The sequence below is a fragment of the Pseudomonas sp. W2Oct36 genome (assembly GCF_041060465.1).
In the GTDB taxonomy this organism is placed as follows: Bacteria; Pseudomonadota; Gammaproteobacteria; order Pseudomonadales; family Pseudomonadaceae; genus Aquipseudomonas; species Aquipseudomonas graminis_B.
Window position 1 is genome coordinate 1 of the sequence record NZ_JAUERW010000012.1, and the last position, 23043, is coordinate 23043.

Sequence of the window (23043 nt, forward strand, 5' to 3'; positions counted from 1 at the left end):
AGCCGGTCCTACTGGGCTAGCAGGTCCCAATGACTGATCGCGTTCGTTGTAGGACTGGCTTTAGCCGGGAAGGCGTCATGTGTCACACCGCGAGATTGTTGTCGCCTACACCGGCCTCTTCCCGGCTGAAGCCGGTCCTACTGGGCTAGCAGGTCCCAATGACTGATCGCGTTCGTTGTAGGACTGGCTTTAGCCGGGAAGGCGTCATGTGTCACACCGCAAAACTGATGTCGTTCACGCAGGCCTCTTCCCGGCTAGAGCCGGTCCCGCTATGGGTGCGCAGTCCCGCTGACTGACCGGGTTCGTTGTGGGACCGGCTTTAGCCGGGAAGGCGTCATCTGTCACGCTGCAAAACTGATGTCGTTCACACAGGCCTTTTCCCGGCTGAAGCCGGTCCTACATTAGATACGCAGTCACGCTCACGCACTGCGAACTCGCTTGAAATTGAACCCCTGCCGGCCAGTACTGCCTGACTCTTAATCAATCAGTCCTATCCGCCCGGAGGCACCCCCGATGCGCACGCTTGAACTGGCAGACAAAACCGTCCCCGTTATCGGTCAGGGCACCTGGCACATGGGTGAGGACCGCCATCAGTTCGAGGCGGAAGTCTCGGCGCTGCAACTGGGCATCGACCTCGGTCTGACGCTGATCGACACCGCCGAGATGTACGGCGAAGGCGGCGCCGAGAAAGTCGTCGGCCAGGCCATCGCCGGGCGGCGCGACGAGGTCGTGCTGGTGAGCAAGGTCTACCCGCACAACGCCAGCCGCGCGGGCATTCCGGCGGCGTGCGAGCGCAGCCTCAAACGCATGAACACCGACTATATCGATCTGTATTTGCTGCACTGGCCCGGTCAGTACCCGTTGGAAGAAACCGTTGAAGCCTTCGAGCGTCTGCGTGAAGCGGGCAAGATCGGTCGCTGGGGCGTGTCCAATTTCGACGTGTCAGACCTGCTTGAGCTCGACGCGTTGGGCCTCGGCGGCGGGTGCGCCACCAACCAGGTGCTGTACAACCCGGAAGAACGCGGCATCGAATACGACCTGCTGCCCTGGATGCAAACCGCCCGGATGCCGCTGATGGCGTACTGCCCGATCGGCCAGGCCGGCAACTTGCTGATGAACCCTGCCATCCTCGAAGTCGCCGAGCGCCATGACGCCACCCCGGCGCAGATCAGCCTGGCGTGGGTACTGCGTCAGGACGGCGTGATCGCCATTCCCAAGGCCGTCACTCCCCATCACCTGGAATTGAACGCTGCGGCGGTTGATATCGAGCTGTCCATCGAGGATGAATTGCTGATTGATACCTCATGGCCGGCGCCCCTGCGCAAGACGCGGCTGTCAATGGTCTGAACAAGATCGCTGCCGGACACAAACCGTCACAAAACTGTCAAAACCCCTTGCGATGATGCCGCTTTCGATCTCGTGCCCTGCGGGGCACTTCCCGTCTGCGAGCCTTCATGAATCAACGCATTGCCCATCACCAGGACTCGGATCTGTTTGGCTTGCTGTACGGGTTCCGCTTCCGTCCCGAGGAACCCGGCCGTGAGCTGGATTCGACGTCTGCGCTGGAGTGCCTGCGCCACCCGACCGAGCCCGACGAGTTCGTCTGGCTGCACCTGAATCTCGCACACGCCAGCTGCGAACGCTGGCTGAAAACCAACCTCGACCTGCCCGACGAATTCCTCGAAGCGCTGCACGAAGGCTCACGCTCCACGCGCATCGAACACGTCGACTCCGCCCTGCTCGCGGTGGTCAACGACGTGGTCTTCGACTTCAACCGCATCTCCACCGACATCGCCACATTGTGGGTGTGCGTGCGCAGCAACCTGATGATTTCCGCACGCCATCAGCCGCTGCGCTCGGTAGACCGGCTGCGCTCCTCGGTCAAACAAGGCGAAACCTTCCGCTCCCCCCTTGAACTGCTCGCCCACCTGCTGCGCGATCAGAGCGACGTGCTGAGTCAGTTCATGCGCAAGACCAGCCTCAGCGTCGACAAGATCGAAGACCAACTCCTCTCCCAACGCCTGAGTAACAACCGCTCGGAGCTCGGCGCCATGCGTCGGGTGCTGGTGCGCCTGCAGCGGCTGCTGGCGCTGGAGCCCGGCTCGCTGATGCGCCTGCTGCACCGACCGCCGCAATGGCTGCTGGAAGACGACCTGCAAGAACTGCGGCAATCCACCGAAGAGTCGGCGCTGGTGATCAGCGACCTCACCGCCCTGGGCGAACGGATCAAACTGCTGCAGGAAGAAATCGCCGCCAACCTCAACGAACAAAGCAGCCGCACGCTGTTCACCCTCACCGTCGTGACCGTGCTGGCGCTGCCGATCAACATCGTCGCGGGTTTCTTCGGCATGAACGTCGGCGGCATCCCCCTGGCCAGCGATCCCCACGGGTTCTGGGTGCTGGTCGCGCTGGTGGCAACCTTTACGTTTATTGCGGGACGGTGGGCGTTTCGCAAGAGTCGGGATTATTGACGGCAGCATTATTGGCGCGCCCACTGGTCCCTAACCCCAGTAAATCCAGCCAAAACGTGACCCGTGTCGCATCTCTGTCACATTTTGTAATGATCATGGTCACCATCCCACCTCAACAGGATCGCGACCCATGGCAACCCCCTCACTGGCTCAACGCCCTCTGCAACAGGGGCCCGGACTGAGTGCTCAATTCGGGCGCAAGCCTGGCGTGCTGACGATGGTGATTTTCTGCGTCGTACTGGTATTGGGCCTGTTTTACACCGGCTACAGCCTCAAGCAGGACATGGACGATCTGGGTACCGTCGTGCTGACCTGGACGCCTTTCATTCTGCTCGGCGTGGCGCTGGTCATCGCGCTGGGCTTTGAGTTCGTCAACGGTTTCCACGACACCGCCAACGCCGTCGCCACCGTCATCTACACCCATTCCCTGCCGCCGAACTTCGCCGTGGTCTGGTCGGGAACGTTCAACTTCCTGGGTGTGCTGTTTTCCAGCGGCGCGGTGGCGTTCGGCATCATTGCCTTGCTCCCGGTCGAGCTGATCCTGCAAGTCGGCTCATCGGCGGGTTACGCGATGATCTTCGCCCTGCTCATCGCGGCGATCCTGTGGAACCTCGGCACCTGGTGGCTGGGTCTGCCGGCCTCCTCTTCCCACACACTCATCGGCTCGATCATCGGCGTCGGTATCGCCAACGCCTTGATGCACGGCCGCGACGGCACCAGCGGCGTGGACTGGTCTCAGGCGACCAAAGTCGGTTATTCCCTGCTGCTCTCACCGCTGGTGGGCTTCACCTGCGCCGCGCTGTTGCTGATGGCGCTGCGCATGTTCGTGAAGAACCGCGCGCTGTACAAGGCGCCGGAAGGCAACAAGCCGCCACCGATCTGGATTCGCGGCCTGCTGATCCTGACCTGCACCGGCGTGTCCTTCGCCCACGGCTCGAACGACGGTCAGAAAGGCATGGGCCTGATCATGCTGATTCTGGTGGGCACGCTGCCGATGGCCTACGCGTTGAACCGCGCCATGCCGGCTGATCAGTCGGTGCAGTTCGCGGCGGTCGCCCAAGTCACCCAACAGGCCCTGAGCAAAGCGGCGCCCCTGCCCGCGCCGGCCGATTCCAGACAGACACTTTCCGTTTACATCCGCGACAAGCAGGCGACCCCTGAACTGGTCCCGGCGCTGGCCGTCATGGCCGGCAAGATCGGCGATCAGGTCGCCAGTTACGGGTCACTGGCCAAGGTGCCGGCCGAGGCCACCGCCAACGTGCGGAACGACATGTACCTGACCTCCGAAGCCATCCGCCTGATGGACAAAAACAAGGTCGGCAACTTCGACGCGGACACCCAGGCCAAGGTCGACACGTTCAAACAGCAGATTGATACCGCGACGCGCTTCATTCCGCTGTGGGTCAAGGTGGCGGTAGCGATCGCGCTGGGCCTGGGCACCATGGTGGGCTGGAAACGCATCGTGATCACCGTCGGTGAGAAAATCGGCAAGACTCACCTGACCTACGCCCAGGGCGCATCGGCGGAAGTCGTCGCGATGCTGACCATTGGTGCAGCGGACATGTATGGATTGCCGGTGTCGACCACCCACGTTCTGTCCTCCGGGGTGGCCGGCGCCATGGTCGCCAACGGCTCCGGCCTGCAGATGCGCACCCTGCGCAATCTGGCGATGGCATGGGTGCTGACCCTGCCTGCCGCGATCCTGTTGTCGGGCAGCCTGTACTGGCTGTTCACCCAGATTTTCTGATTTCGAAGAGTCTCCCGTACTCTCTTTCAGGCGCTTCGGCGCCTGTTTTTTTTGCGCGGTGCTTTTCAGTGGGACCGGCTTCAGCCGGGAAAAGGCCAGCGCGAACGCCATCAATGTTGCGGTGTGACACATGACGCCTTCCCGGCTAAAGCCAGTCCCACAAAGAGCGCTCCTGCAGGTTTATTCGCCACTCAAGCATTCTTTTCCCTCTTGATAAGCAAGAAACAGGGCATATCACTAACGGTTATAAAAATATGGGATTCAGTTCTTTTACGGAATAAATCGGAGCCTTTATAACGGGTGCACTTGTCACAAGCCCACCGATTCCGCTCGAAGGATTTCTCATGGATGTTTTCTGGTTTCTACCGACACACGGCGACGGCCATTACTTGGGCACGACCAAGGGCGCGCGCCCGGTCACGCTCAATTACCTGAAGCAGGTCGCCCAGGCCGCCGATGATCTGGGTTACCACGGCGTGCTGATTCCGACCGGCCGTTCCTGCGAAGACTCCTGGGTGATCGCATCGGCCCTCGTGCCGTTGACCGAGCGTCTGCGTTACCTGGTGGCGATTCGTCCGGGGATCATTTCTCCGACCGTTTCTGCGCGCATGGCCGCGACCCTGGATCGCTTGTCCGGCGGACGCCTGCTGATCAACGTCGTGACCGGCGGAGACCCTGATGAGAACCGTGGCGATGGCAGCTTCCTCGATCACAGCGAACGTTACGAAGTCACCGACGAATTCCTGAAGATCTGGCGCCGCGTGTTGCAGGGCGAAGCCGTGGACTTCGAAGGCAAGCACCTGAGAGTGCAGAACGCCAAAGCCCTGTATGCGCCGATCCAGAAGCCCTATCCGCCGCTGTATTTTGGTGGTTCCTCCGAGGCAGCCCACGAACTGGCCGCCGAGCAGGTCGATGTTTACCTCACTTGGGGCGAGCCCCCCGCCGCCGTGGCCGAGAAGCTGGCGGACGTGCGTGAACGCGCTGCGCGCAACGGCCGTACCGTCAAGTTCGGCATCCGTCTGCACGTGATCGTCCGCGAGACCAGCGAAGAAGCCTGGAAAGCCGCCGACACCCTGATCGAGCACATCAGCGACGACACCATCGCCGCCGCACAGAAATCTTTTTCCCGTTTCGACTCCGAAGGCCAGCGCCGCATGGCCGCATTGCACGACGGCCGTCGCGACAACCTGGAAATCGCCCCCAACCTGTGGGCCGGCGTCGGGCTGGTACGGGGCGGTGCGGGCACGGCGCTGGTGGGTAATCCGCAGGAAGTCGCCGAGCGGATCAAGGAATACGCGGACCTGGGCATCGAAAGCTTCATCTTCTCCGGCTACCCCCATCTGGAAGAAGCCTACCGCTTCGCCGAGCTGGTGTTCCCGCTGTTGCCCGAGCCGTATCGCAGCCTGGCAGGCCGCGGCATCACCAACCTCACCGGCCCGTTCGGCGAGATGATTGCCAACGACTTGCCACCGCAGAAGTAAGTTTCGCCGCCCCCCTGGAAACACCCGTTTGCTGCGCAACCGCGCAGCGCGTGGGAAACGGTTGATCTGCCATCGCGACAACGGCCATCGCGACAAGGAGTCCTTCATGACAGCCAGCTTACCGTTCCAACCACAAGTGACCCCCATGCAGCTATTGACCCTACCGCCCTCGCCGGCCCTGGCGACTTCGATTCGTGCCACCGCGCAGGTGTTCGAAGACCCGAGATCCCAGGCGCTGCTGGCCCATATCGAACAAGTCGCGCCCAGCGATGCCAGCGTGCTGATCATCGGCGAAACCGGCACCGGCAAAGAGCTGGTGGCGCGTCACATTCACAACTTGAGCAGCCGTCGTCATCAGCCGTTCGTGGCGGTCAACTGCGGCGCGTTTTCGGAATCACTGGTGGAAGCGGAGCTGTTCGGCCAGGAAAAAGGCGCGTTCACCGGTGCCCTCACCGCCAAGGCCGGCTGGTTTGAAGAAGCCAACGGCGGCACGCTGTTTCTCGACGAAATCGGCGATCTGCCCCTGGCCATTCAGGTCAAGCTGCTGCGCGTCCTGCAGGAGCGCGAAGTGGTGCGGCTGGGCTCGCGCAAAAGCACGCCGATCAACGTGCGGGTGCTGGCCGCGACCAACGTGCAGCTGGAACGCGCGATCAACGCCGGGCACTTTCGCGAAGACCTGTTCTACCGCCTCAACGTCGTCAATCTGGAGCTGAGCACCCTGCGCGAACGGCCGGGCGACATCATGCCGCTGAGCCGGCACTTCATCGACGTCTACAGCCAGCGTCTGGGCTGCGGACCGATCCAGATCAGCGCCGAGGCCGAGCACAAGTTGCGGACCTACGGCTGGCCGGGGAATATTCGCGAGCTGGAAAACGTCATTCACCACACCCTGCTGATCTGCCGCAACGGCGTGATTCAGTCCAGCGATCTGCGCCTGTCGAACCTGCGCCTTGAGCGTCAGGAAGATTCTGCCCCCATCGTCGACGATTCAACCGAAGCGCTGCTGGCCAGGGCGTTCCAGCGCCTGTTCGAAGAGCAGGCCGGCGCGCTGCACGAAAAGGTCGAAGACGCCTTGTTGCGCGCGGCCTATCGCTTCAGCCACTGCAACCAGGTGCACACCGCGCAGTTGCTGGGGTTGAGCCGCAACGTAGTGCGTGCGCGGCTGATCAAGATCGGTGAACTGGCCGTCAACAAGCGCCGCCCCGGCGAGCAGACCCAGGGTGAACGGATGCTGCATTTGTCGGTGTGAACCCACAGCGATGCAACCTGTGGGACTGCGTTCACCCGTGACGCGGTCCTACGATTTCCCCCGCCACTTCGTACGCGTTGAAGATCATCGACGTCGCCCGGTGTTGACGAATCAACTCCCACAAATCCCCTTCGCCCTGCTCGGCATTTTCGAACGCCCGCTCGCAGTCGGTCTTCGACAGCCATTGCACGTGGCTCAGCACCCGCTGGCGGTCTTCACTGACCTGCACGCTGGCGCGGACAAAACCTGGGTAGGTGCGGGTGAATCGCTCGAAACGCTCGTTGAGCGCCCCGACCAGCCCGGCCTGATGTCGGGGGTCGACGGCGAACTCGACGAATTGACTGAAAGGGAGATGAGCGGCTGCTGGTGTCATGAACGTTCTCCACGGATGACGGTTGTTGCTGAACAGGATGCTGCGCAAACCGGCATGGCCCCATACGTTTCTTGCGCCGGTGCCCCACTTGCCAAGCCGGTCCGGCCAAGCGATGCTGCGCAGGATAAAACCTCCAGTTAACTGGAGGTCAAGCGTCGTTCGGCACACAGGAAGATTGCATGCTCACCCAGGACATCCCGCCCATCGCCCGCGAACTCACCGTCGGCCAGTTGTCCGCGCGCAGCGGCGTGGCCATCACCGCGCTGCGCTTTTATGAGGCCAAAGGCCTGATCAGCAGCCAGCGCAACGCCGGCAATCAGCGGCGCTACCCCCGGGATGTGCTGCGTCGGGTGGCGTTGATCAAAACTGCCCAGCGCCTGGGCATTCCGCTGGCGACCATTCAAACCGCGCTACAAACCCTGCCCCAGGACCGCCCGCCCAGCCTTGACGACTGGACGCGGCTGTCCGAGCGCTGGAAAGCCGATCTGGATGAACGCATCAACCGTCTCACCGCTCTGCGCGACCAGCTCAGTGGCTGCATCGGTTGCGGCTGCCTGTCGATGGAGGCCTGCCCGCTGCGTAACTTCGGTGACAGCCTGAGCGAGCAAGGCGCCGGGCCGCGCCTGCTGGATCAGGATTGAAGGTTTTGCGGACTGACCCGGGTATCGGCAAGAGTCTGGTCGACCAGTGACAGATAATTGCGTCGTGGGGGACGCAATCTCCTGGTTATTCAGATTGGCACGTTGCACACCGCCGCCAGTCGCGCCGCCAGCAGCTTGGCCTGCAACGCCACGTCGGTCACCGCGGTGCTTTCCCACCACAGCCCGCGCAAGGGCGGGCCCATGGCGTAGAGCCGCGCCGAAATCCGTCCTTCGGCGTCCATGACCGCACCACCCGCGTCGGCGGCAATGCCAAGCGCCAACGGCCCCGGCTGAATCAGGCCACGGGCCAGCAGATTGCGCGGCAAGGCCCGGTCAACCCGGCGCCAGTCGTATTGAATGCCGGTCGAGTTGATCAGCGCTGCGCCACTCTCCGTCGTGGCCATGTCCTGCCCGCGATAGCTAACGCTGATGGAAATCTGCCCGGCCTCGGCGCCCTCCACCCTGAGCAACGAGGCGGCGTGGATGTGCAGGCGCCCTTCGTCGATCAGCCGCTCCAGCAACTTCGCACTGGGCGGCGGCGAGCGGTGATGATGGCTTTCCCACCACGGCCGCACGTGGCGTACGAATTGGCGGCGCTGCAGGTCAGAGGCCTGACTCCACAGCCGTGGAATATGCACGCGCACAGTGTCGAGCGGCGCCTGCCAGTCGATGCCCTGCTCCGCCGCTTGCGCGCACTGCTCGCGCAAGGCCCTGACCAGTTGCCGGGTGCTGCGTATGTTCAGGTCGGCGGCGAGAAAGTCCGGCCATGTCGGCGGTTGGCGGCGAACGTGGGGCAGCAGGCCGTGGCGGGAAAACACGTCAATGGGCCCACGGTGACCGGCTTGCTCCAGGGACACCACGGCGTCGACCATGGTCAGGCCCGAGCCGATGATCAGCACCCGGCCCTGGGGGTCGAGCTGGCCCATAGCATCGACATCCCATGGATCGACGGCAGCGGCGTTGAGGGCGTTTGAATCGCGCTGAGGCGTGCGCGCGGCGGCGAACATGCCCGTTGCCAATACGCCGAATCGGCCAGTCAGGTGTTCGCCGCTGGCGAGGGTCAGGCGCACGCCGGCTGCGTCAGCCTGCAGGTCGGTCACTTCGCCGCGCACGTGCTCGACGGTGGAACCATAGCGCTCGCCGACCACCCGTGCCTCGGCCAGACGCTGCTGAACGTACAGCCCGAAAATCCCGCGGGGCGGAAACAGCTCGGCCACCGGCACGTGCTGCTGGTCAGACTCCGGCCAGCCACCGGCGGCAATGTAGTCGGTCAGCCAGCGGGTGAGATCGTCGACGTCGTCCGGGTCGACGCTCATGCGTGCGGCGTTGCCGTTCAGCGTGTGGCCCGGCTCGGTGGCGCTGTAGGCCTCACCCCGGCCCAACTCGCTGCGTGACTCGACGATAACGATGCGCCGTTGCCCCGGCAGGCGCAGCAGCTGCACCGCGAGCATGGTGCCGCTGAGGCCACCGCCGACGATGAGGATGTCGGCATCAGGTCCATTGTGTTCAGCGCTCATTGCTTCCCCCCTTCTCTTCGCCCCGCAGGCGCGCATGGCTGATTATGGACAGCGTGGCACCGGATTCAACCCAACGTCAGCCCTTGCGTTTCATGTCCAGGCGCCGCAGATGGCAGGTCACTTCTTCGCGGTCGTGGTACAGCTGCTTGCAGCCGATGGAAACCTTGACGCCGCGGGCCTTGAAGCCGTCTTCGATGCGCTCCAGCAAGCGTCGCACTTCGGCGTAACGCTGCTTCATCGGCAATTTGAGGTTGACCACCGCCTCGCGGCACAAACCCTCGCCCAGCCAGGTTTCCAGCAGCGCGGCGTTGCGTGCGGGCTTTTCGACGATGTCGCAGACCATCCAGTCCACCGGCTGACGGGGCTTGAAGGTAAAGCCGTCGGCCATCAGGTGCTGCACCAGCCCGGTGTCCATCAGGCTTTCGGCCATCGGACCGTTATCGATGGCGGTGACCAGCATGCCGCGCCGCACCAGCTGGTAGGTCCAGCCCCCGGGCGCCGCGCCCAGGTCGACGCCGGTCATGTCGCCCGACAGGCGCTCGTCCCACTGATCCCGGGGGATGAAGTGGTGCCAGGCCTCTTCCAGCTTGAGGGTCGAGCGGCTGGGCGCTTCCCGGGGGAATTTCAGGCGCGGAATGCCCATGGGCCACATCGCCGAGTTGTTCGCGTCGGCCAGCCCAAGGAACACTTCGCGCCCGCTTTTGAACGTCAGCAGCAAACGCGGCAGGCTCGGGTTGTCGACCAGTTTGCCGGCCTTCTCAAGCGCCTTGCGCAATGGCGCCTCGAACTTGCGGCAGAACGTCGAAAGCTCCTTGCCGTCGTTGGTGTCGACCACTTCCAGCCACAGGCTGCCGCACGGCGCGAACCCGGCCATGTGTTCGAGTATCACGCTGATGCGGTCGGTTTCCGGCAGCTGGACAAACACGCCACGGGCCCACTGCCGGGGGAAAATCAGTTCGCGGAACTTCAGGCTGTTCATCAGCCGCTCTGCCCCCTCGGGCTCGGTGCAGATGAATTCGGCAAAAGCGGCGTCGGTCTTCGCCTTGGCGTAGCCGGACACCTCAAGGCGGGCGGCGTGCTCGCTGAGCTCCGAGCAGACCTCGCTTTCGAAGCCGGGGCGGCAATGCATGAAAAGGGTGTTCACGGGACGGTCTCCTCGCGCGCCACGAATCGAGTCGCGGCGCAAGCTGTACATGAGGATTAACCTCAATGACTCGAAAGCGGCGCATGATAGCCGAATCAGGAACCACTGGCTCAGCCGGTGGGTCCAGTACTACTCAACGATCATTTAAAGCCGCCAACCAGAGCGCTGCTGCAAGCCCCGTCTTACCGTCGATCGCCCGTCCGCGCGTGCTGCGCGGACCGTCAAGGAGTCAGTCATGCCCTCCCTCGATAGCCTGAAAAGCCTCAAAACCCTCGAAGTCAGCAACAAGACCTACCACTACTTCAGCCTCCCGGATGCCGCGCGCACGCTGGGCAATCTCGACAAACTGCCGATGTCGCTCAAGGTGCTGCTGGAAAACCTGCTGCGCTGGGAAGACAACCACACGGTGACCGGCGACGACCTCAAGGCCCTCGCCGACTGGCTGACCGAGCGCAAATCCCACCGGGAAATCCAGTACCGCCCCGCGCGCGTGCTGATGCAGGATTTCACCGGCGTGCCGGCCGTGGTTGACCTGGCCGCCATGCGCGCCGCCGTGGCCAAGGCCGGTGGCGATCCCCAGCGCATCAATCCGTTGTCGCCAGTGGATCTGGTCATCGATCACTCGGTCATGGTCGACCGCTTCGGCGACGACAAGGCCTTCGGCGAGAACGTCGACATCGAGATGCAGCGCAACGGCGAGCGTTACGCGTTTCTGCGCTGGGGCCAGAACGCGTTCGATAATTTCAGCGTAGTACCGCCGGGCACCGGGATCTGCCATCAGGTCAACCTGGAATACCTTGGCCGCACCGTGTGGACCAAGGAAGAAGACGGCCGCACCTACGCCTTTCCGGACACGCTGGTCGGTACCGATTCCCACACCACAATGATCAACGGCCTCGGCGTACTTGGCTGGGGCGTCGGCGGCATCGAGGCGGAAGCGGCCATGCTCGGCCAACCCGTGTCGATGCTGATTCCGGAAGTCGTCGGCTTCAAGCTCAGCGGCAAACTGCGCGAAGGCATCACCGCCACCGACCTGGTGCTGACCGTGACGCAAATGCTGCGCAAGAAAGGCGTGGTTGGTAAGTTCGTCGAATTCTATGGCGATGGCCTGGCGGACTTGCCGCTGGCGGATCGGGCCACCATTGCCAACATGGCCCCGGAATACGGCGCGACTTGCGGCTTCTTCCCGGTCGACGACGTCACCCTGGATTACCTGCGCCTGTCGGGCCGTCCGGACGAAACGGTGCAATTGGTCGAGGCCTACTGCAAGGCCCAGGGCCTGTGGCGTTTGCCCGGTCAGGAACCGGCGTTCACCGATGCGCTGGAGCTGGACATGGGCTCGGTGGTCGCGAGCCTCGCAGGGCCTAAACGTCCGCAAGACCGCGTCGCCCTTCCCGATGTGTCCAAGGCCTTCAGTGACTTCCTGGGCCTGGCAGTCAGCCCGAGCAAACACGAAGAAGGCCGACTGGAAAGCGAAGGCGGCGGCGGTGTCGCGGTGGGCAACGCCGCCCAGGTGGGCGAGGCCGAGTATGAATACAACGGCCAGACCTATCGCCTGAAAAACGGTGCAGTGGTCATTGCCGCTATCACCTCCTGCACCAACACGTCCAACCCGAGCGTGATGATGGCGGCCGGTCTGCTGGCGAAAAAGGCCGTGGAGAAAGGCCTGCAGCGTAAACCGTGGGTGAAGAGTTCGCTGGCGCCCGGCTCGAAGGTCGTGACCGATTACTACAACGCCGCCGGCCTGACCGAGTACCTCGATAAGTTGGGCTTCGACCTGGTGGGCTACGGCTGCACTACCTGCATTGGTAACTCCGGGCCGCTTCCTGACCCGATCGAAAAAGCCATTCAGCAGTCGGACCTGACCGTCGCGTCGGTTCTGTCGGGCAACCGAAATTTCGAGGGCCGCGTGCACCCGCTGGTGAAGACCAACTGGCTGGCCTCACCGCCGCTGGTGGTCGCTTACGCCTTGGCCGGCACCGTGCGCACGGATCTGAGCAGCGAACCCCTGGGCGAAGGCAGCGACGGCCAGCCGGTTTACCTCCGTGATATCTGGCCGACCCAGCAGGAGATCGCCGACGCGGTCATGAACGTCAGCACAGGCATGTTTCACAAGGAATACGCGGAGGTCTTCGCCGGCGACGAGCAGTGGCAGGCGATTGAGGTGCCCGAGGCGGCGACCTATGTATGGCAGCCGGACTCGACCTACATTCAGCACCCGCCGTTCTTCGAGGAGGTCGCCGGGCCATTGCCGGTCATCGCCGACGTGCAGCAGGCTCGCGTGCTGGCGGTGCTGGGGGATTCGGTGACCACTGACCACATCTCCCCCGCTGGCAACATCAAACTGGACAGCCCGGCCGGGCGCTACCTGCGCGGCAAGGGCGTGGAGTACAAGGACTTCAACTCCTACGGCTCGCGGCGCGGCAACCATGAAGTGATGATGCGCGGCACCTTCGCCAACATCCGCATTCGCAACGAAATGCTCGGCGGCGAAGAAGGCGGCTACACGCTGCATGTCCCCACCGACGAGAAGCTGCCGATCTATGACGCGGCCATGCGTTACCAGGAAGAAGGCACGCCGCTGGTGGTCATTGCCGGTCAGGAATACGGCACGGGCTCCAGTCGCGACTGGGCGGCGAAAGGCACGAATCTGCTGGGCGTCAAAGCGGTGATTGCCGAGAGTTTCGAGCGTATCCACCGTTCCAACCTGGTCGGCATGGGCGTCCTGCCGCTGCAGTTCAGGGCGGGCGAAAGCCGCAAAACCCTGGGCCTGACCGGCAAGGAAGTGCTGAACATCACCGGGCTGACCGGTGCCACGCTGCAACCGGGCATGGGCCTGGCGGTGCAGATCACCCGCGAGGATGGTCAGCAGGACAATATCGACGTGCTGTGCCGGATCGATACCCTGAATGAAGTGGAATACTTCAAGGCGGGCGGGATTCTGCATTACGTGCTGCGGCAGTTGATTGCGTCCTGAGGCGATGTCTGGCTAGAAGATGATGGCGCTTGTTCGGGCCTCTTCCCGGCTGAAGCCGGTCCTACATGTGGGACCGGCTTTAGCCGGGAATGCGTCGTCTGCCTCACCGCAAATTGCCAGTGTCCAAACCAAATCCGTCGTTATCAGAAACGCCCTACACAACCTCCGCCCTGCATCCCCGAAATAATCGGACCAACTCCACGTTTGATCCGACATACACCCGTGTTTAATCAACGTTAAAATCGCCAGCCTATTCCGACACTCAAGGTCGACTCCATGTCGGTGCAACGCTGGACTTCCCTCTTTTTGCTCTCTCTCGGCTACTGCCTGGCGCTGCTCTACGGCCAGCTCAGCGTGCCCGTGGTTATCACGTTCGGACTGCTGATCATGGCCGGCATCTGCGTCGGCCATTTCCAGCACCGCGCCGTGCGCCTATTCGGTCACGCCCTGTTCATCGTCATTGCAGCGGGGCTGGCCAGTCACTGGTTGCCCGGTTTCCTCAGCGCCAGAGCGATTGCCGGCGTGCGCCTCAGCCCCGAGGCCGCGCCGTATTCGATGTACCTGAACCTCGACAAACCTCTCATCGGCTTCTGGATCGCCATCGCCTGCCCCTGGGTGTTTATCGCGTTGAGTCCCAAACGCTGGCTGGGCGTCACCAGCATCGCGCTGCCCGTCACCGCCGCCGCGTGTTTATCAACCGCGATGTTGATGGGTCTCGTCGGTTGGTCGCCCAAGTGGCCCGAGCAAACGGGCATCTGGGCGCTGAATAACCTGCTGCTGGTCGCGCTGACCGAGGAACTGCTGTTTCGCGGTTACCTGCAGGGCAGTTTGAAAAGATGGCTGCAACACTTCCCCTGCCACGACGCCCTCGCAATCGGGGCGGCATCTGCGCTGTTCGGCCTCGCGCACATCGGTGCCGGGTGGGAATGGGCGCTTGTGGCGGGCATCGCGGGCGTGGGTTATGGCGTTGCCTGTCGACTGGGCGGTCTGCCCGCTGCCGTGCTCACCCACTTCGGCCTGAACCTGCTGCATTTCAGCGTGTTCACCTACCCGATGTTCGACCGGTAAACGCCTCCACCACACCCGACCTATGACGCAGTTCACAAAAGCTTAATATTTTTTCGCTTCGGGCCGATAACCCTTCACAGCCTTCCTGGATCGAATAGCTCATGCGAAATAACCAGCCCATCACTCAACGCGAACGGACCTTCCCGGCGCAGCAACGGTTGATCTCTACCACCGATGCGCGCGGCGTCATCACCTACTGCAACGACGCCTTCATTGAAATAAGCGGTTTTTCCCAAGATGAACTGATCAAGTCGCCCCACAACACCGTGCGTCATCCGGACGTGCCGGCGGCGGTCTTCGAACACATGTGGGCCACGCTCAAGCAGGGCCTGCCGTGGATGGGGATCGTCAAGAATCGCTGCAAGAACGGCGACCACTATTGGGTCAACGCTTACGTCACGCCGGTCTTCGAGAACAAGCAGGTGGTGGGCTTCGAGTCCGTGCGCATCAAGCCAACCGCTGAACAGGTGCGCCGCGCCGAAGCACTCTACAAACGCCTTAACAGCGGCAAAAGTGCCGTGCCAAGCCGCGACAAATGGCTGCCGATGTTGCAGGACTGGCTGCCGTTCATTCTGGTCAGCCAAGTGAGCTTTTTGATTGGTGTGTGGCTGAATTCCCATTGGGGCTTCCTGCTCGCCGCCGCGCTGTCGGTCCCCCTTGGCCTGCTGGGGTTGAGCTGGCAACAGCGTGGCCTCAAGCGCCTGCTGCGCCTGGCCGAGCAAACCACGTCCGACCCGCTGATCGCGCAGATGTACACCGACAGTCGCGGCGCACAGGCGCGGCTGGAAATGTCGATCCTCAGCCAGGAAGCGCGTCTCAAGACGTGCCTCACCCGCCTGCAGGACACCGCCGAACACCTCAACGCTCAGGCGCGTCAGTCCGACACCCTGGCCCAGGCCAGCTCCTCCGGCCTGGAACGTCAGCGCGTCGAAACCGAACAGGTCGCCACCGCTGTCAACCAGATGGCTGCGACCACCCAGGAAGTCGCCAATCACGTGCAGCGCACCGCTGACGCCACACAGCAGGCCAACGAGCTGACCCGTCGCGGCCGCGAGATCGCCAGTGACACCCGCGAAGCCATTCAGCGCTTGTCCACGTCGGTGGGCGAAACCGGCCTGACCGTGACTCAGCTGGCCAAGGACAGCAACGAAATCGGTGGCGTCGTCGATGTCATCAAAGGCATCGCCGACCAGACCAACCTGCTGGCCCTCAACGCCGCCATCGAAGCCGCTCGTGCGGGCGAAATGGGTCGTGGCTTCGCCGTCGTCGCCGATGAAGTCCGGCAACTCGCCCAACGCACCACCGAATCCACCGGCCAGATCCACGCCCTCATCGCCAAGCTGCAACAGACGGCCACCAACGCGGTGCAGACCATGGACACAGGCCGGCGCCAGGCTGAAGAAGGTGTCGAGCAGGTCATGGAAGCCGACAGGGCGCTGGTGGGCATCAGCGACGCAGTGGCCAACATCACCGACATGACCACGCAGATCGCCGCTGCCACTGAGGAGCAAAGCTCGGTCGCGGAAGAGGTCAGCCGCAACATCAGCACCATCGCGCATCTGGCCGACCAGACCTCCGACGAGGCCCGTCGCTCTGCCGCGCTCAGTGCGGAACTGACCCACACAGCCAACACGCAATACTCATTGGTGGAGCGCTTTAACCGCTGAGTGATTGACGGGTTAAAAGAAGGCCCCGGCAGATCGTCTGCCGGGGCCTTTTTGTTTGTGTCGGGGTTTAAGTAGGACATTTCTGAAAATCATTTGGGAGTGCGGTTTTTGGTTTGTAGCGGGGGGTTGGGTGTTGACAGGATTTGTAGAACTCTATTAGTTGATTATTGAAAGACGATAGATAGTTACCACCATTGGTGGGGTATTTGTTGATCTGGATAATTATTTAACCCGCACTCTTTCTACGGATAGAAGTGGTGAGATGTGCTTGATGGAGTTTTGTTATGAATGACGCTGTATTGAGACACCCTATCCCCCTGCCACCCCCTGTTGTTCCCAGTGCTGCCCCTGAAGACGGTTTACTCAACATCTCAGCGCTCGAAAACCCAATCCCGGTCGAAGTACAGGTGTGGGAAGCAGCAGAACCCGGCTACTACTTTCAATTGGTGCTTGATGGTGCACCACTGGGCAACATCCGAGTCATTACGGAAGATGATCGGGTTGGAGACATGATCACTGTGCATCTGAGTGAAGTGCTCTTTAACCATGATGGCTTCTATGAAATGGGCTACATGACAACGAGCCCAAACACGGAGGTTTCGGATTACTCCCCTCCAATCACATTAAGGGTCGACCGCACAAAACCCGGCGCCACCCTCCTCGCCCCACTTATCTTCCCCACCGCCACCCTCGGTGATCAACTCATTGGCCTCCTGCCAAGCTACGCCGGCATGGCACCTGGCGATGTCATCCAGACATTACTCAACGGCGTTGCAGGCCCGTCCCATAAGGTCGAGGCGGATGAGCTCACCCTCAGACCCGTCGAAATCGCGTTCAGCCGCGAACACCTGCAAGCCCATGCAGCCGAAACGGTGTCCGTCGAGTACTTCGTCACCGACCGGGCGGACAACGTCTCCATCACCAGCCTCCCGACCCTGGTTTCAATTAAATTGTAACCGGCGTTCGCGCCATTCATCTGAATACCAAAAGTAACCACCTCCACGCTAATGCGTGGAGGTTTTGTCAACAAATTCACCCCAAGAAAATAATTTAAATTATTTTTGGGCATCTCGATTCCACAGAACCTACATCTCCGTAGGAAGTGTCTGATGGACTACCAAAATTTTATAGACTACGCGCGATATATAATTATTTAAATCGCTCAAAAAACCACTGAAAACGGCCGGACTCACACATTAAAGATCTATTCAACCGCGAATTTTTTTCAAAGAAGCCATGCAATCCCATGCACTTCGCTTGTTTGACAGTACTATTTTTCGAATCGATCATAGGCATGTGCAGCGCCGCAGTCCTACAAGCAAGCGCACAACACACAATCCTGTAATCCTCGCACTAGCGATCTGATCAAGGAGTTCCAATGGAAGATGAAACGGATATCCAGCCGTCACCCCACTCACAACCGATCGAGTCAGATAACAATAAAAAATTAACAGTACCAAACCCGAAAAATACCCGCAGGACCAAACGCAAACCACCCGGCAAGAGTTCAATCCCGCTCTACGAAGATCTGCAGGCGGTGCCGCCCGTGGCCAAGAGTGCGGCTGAACAGGCGATGGTCTACGCCGGCCAGCTTCAAAACGCCCCGGGATTTCCCTGGCATCACGAAATGAAGGACCCACCTCCGGCGCCTGTATTCGAAGCGCCCTTCATCACCGGTGCCGACCCCGAAGGCCCGACCGACGCCCAGTTGAACGTGGGCATCTACATCAACATCCCGCGCTCTCCGAAACTGTGGTTTGGGGATCACCTGAAGCTGCGCTGGGGTCACAACACGTTCTACACCACCGTCGGCAAGGTAGAAGGTCGCAAAGGCCCTCGCCTGGTTCAGTACCTCAACAATGAAACCCTCGCGGACTACGAGAGCGGGTGCGTCGAGGTGCGCTACGAAGTGGTGAGGCGCGCCAGGCTCGTGGGCATTTCGGAAACGCTCACCGTCAACCTGCCCCGCCTGAGGAAGCGACGCGGCAAAGGCTCGCCCCTTGGCCGTCTACAGCGACGGCGCCGGATGCAGCCCAAACCCTGAGCCCACGTAAAAAAGCCCCGACTGCATCGCTGCAGCCGGGGCTTTGGAACCGCGTTTCAATCAACTGACGCGAATGTCAGAACGCCAGACGCACCCCCACGTTCGCACCCCAAGGCTGCTCAACATGCTCACCCTTCATGTAATCGAAATCAGCGTGCACCTGGAGTCGCTCGGACAGCGACACCGAAACACCTGCACCCAATTCCGCGCGGGAGCCGAACAAGTCGTTGTCAAAACGCTGACCGTTCACGCTGACGTCATTACTGCGGGAGAACTCGTGGGCCATCGCCACTCGCGCGTACGGTTTAACAATGCCGCCGTCTTTCAGCGTGAAGCTGCGCCCCACGGTAGTGCCGACCTTGCCCAGCATAGACTGCGTCTGGTTGGTCCTGGCCTGCATGCCGTTGTCCAGCGCGTAGCTGCTGCCATCGATCCAGACGCTGGACACCTGCGCGAACGGCTCGACGAAATACTCATCGCCCAGCTTTATATGCTTGCCGACTTCCACCGACCCACCCAATGCCTTGTTGCTGTAATCGCCTTTGGCTTTGGTGCCATCGCTCATCGCCACCTTGGACTCGTTATGGAACTGGTTCAGTTTCACCACGCCGTCCAGGTAATAACCGCCCTCCGACAACCACGTGCCATACGCGCCGACGTAGTAGCTGTCGACCTGACCCGACGTGCCTCGGCCGATGTCCAGATCCGACTTGCTGTATCCCCCCATCAAACCGAGCAACAGCTGACCGTTGCTCACGGGCACGGGCGCATCCGCACCGAACGACAGACCCTGCTGCTTCTGACTGTAATCAACGCCGGAATCCAGCGCCGCATTGAAACGACTGCCATAGGTACGCATCCAGCCGCCGCCCTGCCCTTGGCCGCGCACCTCCCCCATGCGACTGCGCAACGTCGTCAACTCGCTGTTCCATACCGTCGGTGCGGTATTGAACAACGCCAGCGCACTTTTCGTGGAAGGGCTGATCTCCTTGCCGGAGCCGACGATAAACCAGTCAGTGCCCTGGCGTTCGAGCTCGTAGGAATACACCCCAAGATCTGCCCGACCGCCCACCAGCCCGAACTCCGCATCCCCGCCTTCGGTGTGAACCACCCGAAGCGGGTCGAACTCGGCGGGGACGGCTTCAGTGCCGGTGTTCTGGATACGCAGTCGATGCTTGCCCGACGCCTCCCCATTCACGCTGAGCAGGTCGCCGGTGCCGTCGTCGAGGTTGATACGCATATCGAACAGCCCGGAGCCGGACAGCTTGCCCAGCGAAAGCGAATGAAAGCCGTCTCCGGTGAAGCCAACGCTGCCGCCGTCCAGCGCGAGCGAATTAACGCTGTTATCCGCCGCAAGCTGCCAGCGACCACTGGAATCGATGGTCACGGAATCGCCATTGACGATATTCCCGTTCAACTGCCCGTGATTGCGCAGCACCACGTTGAGGGTGCTGGTGTCGTCGGCGACGAAATCACCGGAGAGGGTGCTGTTGATCACTTTTACGTTGGCGGTACTTTCCTGATCCACGTCGACAAGGCGACCATTGCCCGCCTGCAGTACAGCATTATCGGTAATAATTATTTGGCCAATCGTCGTCTCTGTTTCAAAGATAGAACTCTTCGTTACCTTGATAGCAGAGCCCACAGTTGCCGAAACAGTGGAGCCGTCGATTTGCACCCGATTATCTTGCTCGCTGAGACCGTGAGAGCCATTAATTATGCGGATCCCTGATTCGCTTCCTGATACATGGCTTCCTTCGCTGATCCGCGCGATTCCACCTGCGAGCTTCAACCCTGCATTACCCTCTTGATCGCTAAGTGTGCCAATCCCTGTTACCAAGGAGTTTGCCAAACGAATCTCACCCGTCGTCCCCACGGCGGCTCCAAAACCTACGCCAGTAACGCTACTGCTTTTGAGAGTCACAACTGATGGTGATACGAGATCAGAACCTGTGAGGTACAGACGTATCCCGATACCATCGGCGTTACTTACATCTGAATCCTGGATCAGGACTTCTCCAGAGTGGACGCCGATCCCATCACGCACAAAGCTGCGACTGACATTCAAAGTAGAGTTTTGGATCTCGACCCAGTCGATGGTCGAACCGTTTACTAAATTCAACTCGCCGCCGTTGATCACTCTGAAATTTCCAGCATTGGAAACACCATCAAGGGTATGAGGTACTCCGTCGACCTCATGCACCAGTATTTTTTTTCCATCAACGAGCTCAGTTTTGGTCCGACTCAATTCTACATCACTCCCCGCTGAGAGGCCGACAGTAAAGTCCAAGGTAGATTTAGCGAGCAAGAGTGGGGAAAAAAAGCCCACCGATAAGGCCAGCACATTCCGTTGAAACGTTACAGGCGTGATATTTATGAGTGACAGCATAGGACCTCCATTACATGAGGCCTAGATTCTGCGAGGCAATAAATCTTCAATGAAATAATTTGGATTTTTTTTGAAGTAGGAAATTTCCCAAACTTATGAAGTACCGGGACTACACACAAATAGGGCGTGGGCCGACCTGCATTGGTCGACGTCATCGATCCGATGCATGACCTGTGTTTCCGATGACGTACAAACGTCCTACAACGACCCCCAGCCCTACAGAAGATCAAAAAAAACGCGTTGACCTTCGATCCACATTTCTATTAGTTAAATAGCGAACTGGTTGATACCCAGCCCAACATTCATAAAAGACAGAGTCGCACTGTTTATACATCTAGAAACTAAAAGGAATCTTATGAACACCTCCCCACAATCGCCAATCATCATTAATCCTCGACAAGAGCGGGCACCTATTCCGTTGGATGCTCCCGACATCGCCGTTGCATTCCACGATCAAGATAATTTTGGTTTGATTCCCGTAAGTGAGTTAGGCGGCAACCTGATTCTGGATCTGAAAGTCTGGGAAGCCGCACGGCCAGGATTTACATATCAGCTCGTGTGGGATGGCGAACCCACGGGCCCTGAAAAAGTCATCGAGGATACAGACGTCCCGGGCAACCCCCTTACACTCGAAATCGCAGTGACGTTACTCATTGAGGGTGAGCACACCGCAGGGTATCGAGTATTCAACCCTGCGACAGAATATGAGAATTTCTCGGACCCTTTCCCGGTAGTGATTGATAAAACCGAGCCAGGCAAACCAGAGCTTTCAGCCATCCACTTCCCGGTGGAAGTTCAGAATGGACTGACCGCTGCAGAGCTTGCCCAACTGGGGGACCAAGTCGACGCTCATGTAGCGGGATACACGGGAATGGCCAAGCACGACCTGATACGGAGTATGTGGGCAGGCGTGGACGGACCCACAGCAGTTGTGAACGAAGACGACATGGGTTTAAACAAGGTGGTATTGCGCTTTTCGGGTGACTTCTTACGGGCCATTCCCCCCGGCGCCCAAGCAGTAACGTACGAGGTCATAGATCGGGCGGGAAACAGATCAAAATCTTCCATCCCTGTAGATATTTTGCTGCTACTGGAACAACTGCCTGAAAACTACCCGGCGCCTATTCCTGATCCAACCATTGGTGATGTCATTGAATATAGTGAAGCGCGAGCTGGCGTGAGGGTTGATATTCCCCGCTACCCAGGGGCTCAAGCCTTTGATCAAATCACCCTATTTTGGGGTGCGGAAAAACCCATGCTGCCGGTACAACTTCCACCAGAGAGTGAGGGTGAGGACATTGTCTTATCCGTCCGTGTACCCTACGAAACAATTGCACTTACACCCGTTGGAGACATCGCAATTAGTTATGAGGTCGCTCGACAGAACCAGCTTACCGGCTCATCGCTGAGCACTGAAGTTGAAGTGTTTCTGACCCTTCCGATTGCAGAGCCAGCAATTGCCCCAGTTGTCCAGGGAACGAGCCTGAACAACCCTGACAAAACTGATAACTTCATTGATGAAGATGACTACGAGCTCAATGCGCGCGCAATTGTCAAATGGGATCCGCAGTTCCGGATCAATGACGATATCAATCTATTTTGGGGTGAGCAGTCAAGACTGCAGTGGTATCAGATCAAAGAAGAAGATATCGCGGCAGGACGAGACTTGATTATCCCTGTTGCGAACTCAATTATGAGGGCACAGGGTACCGGCGCTGAGATTCCGGTTCGATATGCCGTTGTTCGCGCTGGTAACCCCAACGCCGTAATGTCTACCACGCAGCCGATCACTGTTCGCTCAAAGGAGGAACTGCCGGGCGGCACTGAAGGCATCGAAGGTCCTGCATTCAAACTTACCGCAGCGGGGCTTATCTCGCTTACCGTTGCGGCGAATGGAACAGATGGGCATATCGCTCCCTACGCAAACATTGCGGAGAATCAGAAACTTTTTTTCACTTTCCGAGGATTTGACGAAAGCAACAACCCTGTCGAAGCAGCGACCTTCACGGCGACGAGGGAACTGGACGATATTGACATTGTGAACGGCTATAGTTTTCATGTTCCATTCAATACGTTAAGAACCATCTGCGCTGGGTATTGCGAAGCCTACGTGCGGGTCGAACCAGCCCCTGGCAGCAATCAAAGCGCTGTTACATCTAAACTAACGCGAGTGCCAGTTGATATGAGAGAAGCAATCGAAACAACCTGCACCATCCGATTCGACTAACTATTAATCACCGCAGGGCAGCGCGAGCTGCCTTGCCCTCTTAACACC

At 60.2% G+C, this 23043-nt stretch carries 16 protein-coding genes; 12 read left to right on the forward strand and 4 right to left on the reverse strand.

Annotated elements, in window-relative coordinates; all coding sequences use genetic code 11:
* Positions 1–513: 513 nt before the first annotated feature.
* The 5 genes from QWI18_RS16365 to QWI18_RS16385 all read left to right on the forward strand — a co-directional run bounded on the left by QWI18_RS16365 (position 514) and on the right by QWI18_RS16385 (position 6948).
* A complete protein-coding gene (locus QWI18_RS16365; protein ID WP_192130100.1) occupies positions 514–1347 on the forward strand; it encodes an aldo/keto reductase in 834 nt (277 codons plus the stop codon).
* Positions 1348–1454: 107 nt separating this feature from the next.
* Positions 1455–2471, forward strand: a complete 1017-nt coding sequence (locus QWI18_RS16370) for a transporter (protein WP_065988674.1) — start codon at positions 1455–1457, stop codon at positions 2469–2471.
* 130 nt (positions 2472–2601) lie between these two features.
* Complete coding sequence (locus QWI18_RS16375; RefSeq protein WP_065988675.1) at positions 2602–4218, forward strand: inorganic phosphate transporter; 1617 nt, start codon at positions 2602–2604, stop codon at positions 4216–4218.
* A gap of 344 nt (positions 4219–4562) precedes the next feature.
* Positions 4563–5699, forward strand: coding sequence for an FMNH2-dependent alkanesulfonate monooxygenase (gene ssuD / locus QWI18_RS16380; protein ID WP_369319271.1), 1137 nt, complete (start codon positions 4563–4565; stop codon positions 5697–5699).
* Between the two features lie 145 nt (positions 5700–5844).
* Positions 5845–6948, forward strand: a complete 1104-nt coding sequence (locus tag QWI18_RS16385) for a sigma-54-dependent Fis family transcriptional regulator (RefSeq protein ID WP_065988758.1) — start codon at positions 5845–5847, stop codon at positions 6946–6948.
* Positions 6949–6979: 31 nt separating this feature from the next.
* Here QWI18_RS16385 and QWI18_RS16390 read toward each other — a convergent pair whose 3' ends face one another.
* Positions 6980–7321 (reverse strand): antibiotic biosynthesis monooxygenase, encoded by a 342-nt coding sequence (locus QWI18_RS16390; RefSeq protein ID WP_369319272.1) that lies wholly within the window; start codon positions 7319–7321, stop codon positions 6980–6982.
* A gap of 179 nt (positions 7322–7500) precedes the next feature.
* Here QWI18_RS16390 and soxR point away from each other — a divergent pair, with 179 nt between their 5' ends.
* Positions 7501–7962, forward strand: a complete 462-nt coding sequence (gene soxR / locus QWI18_RS16395; protein WP_065988678.1) for a redox-sensitive transcriptional activator SoxR — start codon at positions 7501–7503, stop codon at positions 7960–7962.
* An 89-nt stretch (positions 7963–8051) separates the two neighbouring features.
* Here the strand turns inward: soxR and QWI18_RS16400 are convergent, their stop codons facing one another.
* On the reverse strand, positions 8052–9479 hold the full coding sequence (locus tag QWI18_RS16400) for an FAD/NAD(P)-binding protein (RefSeq protein WP_369319273.1): 1428 nt from the start codon (positions 9477–9479) through the stop codon (positions 8052–8054).
* 76 nt (positions 9480–9555) lie between these two features.
* On the reverse strand, positions 9556–10623 hold the full coding sequence (gene rlmM / locus QWI18_RS16405; RefSeq protein WP_369319274.1) for a 23S rRNA (cytidine(2498)-2'-O)-methyltransferase RlmM: 1068 nt from the start codon (positions 10621–10623) through the stop codon (positions 9556–9558).
* Between the two features lie 235 nt (positions 10624–10858).
* On the opposite strand from rlmM, the gene acnA reads away from it, so the two are divergent.
* From acnA to QWI18_RS16430, 5 genes are all read left to right on the forward strand, one after another.
* A complete protein-coding gene (acnA, locus tag QWI18_RS16410; RefSeq protein ID WP_369319275.1) occupies positions 10859–13600 on the forward strand; it encodes an aconitate hydratase AcnA in 2742 nt (913 codons plus the stop codon).
* A gap of 276 nt (positions 13601–13876) precedes the next feature.
* The gene (locus QWI18_RS16415) at positions 13877–14668 is read left to right on the forward strand and encodes a lysostaphin resistance A-like protein (protein ID WP_369319276.1); all 792 of its coding nucleotides are present in this window, start codon (positions 13877–13879) and stop codon (positions 14666–14668) included.
* Between the two features lie 101 nt (positions 14669–14769).
* Complete coding sequence (locus tag QWI18_RS16420; RefSeq protein ID WP_369319277.1) at positions 14770–16335, forward strand: methyl-accepting chemotaxis protein; 1566 nt, start codon at positions 14770–14772, stop codon at positions 16333–16335.
* Positions 16336–16619: 284 nt separating this feature from the next.
* Positions 16620–17291: a hypothetical protein gene (locus QWI18_RS16425; protein ID WP_369319278.1), complete on the forward strand. Its 672-nt coding sequence runs from the start codon at positions 16620–16622 to the stop codon at positions 17289–17291.
* Between the two features lie 422 nt (positions 17292–17713).
* Positions 17714–18379 carry a hypothetical protein gene (locus tag QWI18_RS16430; RefSeq protein WP_369319279.1) on the forward strand — a complete coding sequence of 222 codons (666 nt, stop codon included), beginning with the start codon at positions 17714–17716 and terminating at the stop codon, positions 18377–18379.
* Positions 18380–18455: 76 nt separating this feature from the next.
* Here QWI18_RS16430 and QWI18_RS16435 read toward each other — a convergent pair whose 3' ends face one another.
* Positions 18456–20768 carry an autotransporter outer membrane beta-barrel domain-containing protein gene (locus QWI18_RS16435; protein WP_369319280.1) on the reverse strand — a complete coding sequence of 771 codons (2313 nt, stop codon included), beginning with the start codon at positions 20766–20768 and terminating at the stop codon, positions 18456–18458.
* 355 nt (positions 20769–21123) lie between these two features.
* Between QWI18_RS16435 and QWI18_RS16440 the strand changes: the two genes are divergently transcribed.
* On the forward strand, positions 21124–22995 hold the full coding sequence (locus QWI18_RS16440) for a hypothetical protein (RefSeq protein ID WP_192130090.1): 1872 nt from the start codon (positions 21124–21126) through the stop codon (positions 22993–22995).
* Positions 22996–23043: the final 48 nt, after the last annotated feature.

Coding starts and splice junctions, on each gene's coding strand:
- soxR (WP_065988678.1), top strand. CDS start 7,501: ATGCTCACCCAGGACATCCCGCCCATCGCCCGCGAACTCACCGTCGGC.
- QWI18_RS16430 (WP_369319279.1), top strand. CDS start 17,714: ATGGAAGATGAAACGGATATCCAGCCGTCACCCCACTCACAACCGATC.
- QWI18_RS16440 (WP_192130090.1), top strand. CDS start 21,124: ATGAACACCTCCCCACAATCGCCAATCATCATTAATCCTCGACAAGAG.
- QWI18_RS16385 (WP_065988758.1), top strand. CDS start 5,845: ATGCAGCTATTGACCCTACCGCCCTCGCCGGCCCTGGCGACTTCGATT.
- QWI18_RS16400 (WP_369319273.1), bottom strand. CDS start 9,479: ATGAGCGCTGAACACAATGGACCTGATGCCGACATCCTCATCGTCGGC.
- QWI18_RS16425 (WP_369319278.1), top strand. CDS start 16,620: ATGAATGACGCTGTATTGAGACACCCTATCCCCCTGCCACCCCCTGTT.
- acnA (WP_369319275.1), top strand. CDS start 10,859: ATGCCCTCCCTCGATAGCCTGAAAAGCCTCAAAACCCTCGAAGTCAGC.
- QWI18_RS16365 (WP_192130100.1), top strand. CDS start 514: ATGCGCACGCTTGAACTGGCAGACAAAACCGTCCCCGTTATCGGTCAG.
- QWI18_RS16435 (WP_369319280.1), bottom strand. CDS start 20,768: ATGCTGTCACTCATAAATATCACGCCTGTAACGTTTCAACGGAATGTG.
- QWI18_RS16375 (WP_065988675.1), top strand. CDS start 2,602: ATGGCAACCCCCTCACTGGCTCAACGCCCTCTGCAACAGGGGCCCGGA.
- ssuD (WP_369319271.1), top strand. CDS start 4,563: ATGGATGTTTTCTGGTTTCTACCGACACACGGCGACGGCCATTACTTG.
- QWI18_RS16370 (WP_065988674.1), top strand. CDS start 1,455: ATGAATCAACGCATTGCCCATCACCAGGACTCGGATCTGTTTGGCTTG.
- QWI18_RS16420 (WP_369319277.1), top strand. CDS start 14,770: ATGCGAAATAACCAGCCCATCACTCAACGCGAACGGACCTTCCCGGCG.
- QWI18_RS16415 (WP_369319276.1), top strand. CDS start 13,877: ATGTCGGTGCAACGCTGGACTTCCCTCTTTTTGCTCTCTCTCGGCTAC.
- QWI18_RS16390 (WP_369319272.1), bottom strand. CDS start 7,321: ATGACACCAGCAGCCGCTCATCTCCCTTTCAGTCAATTCGTCGAGTTC.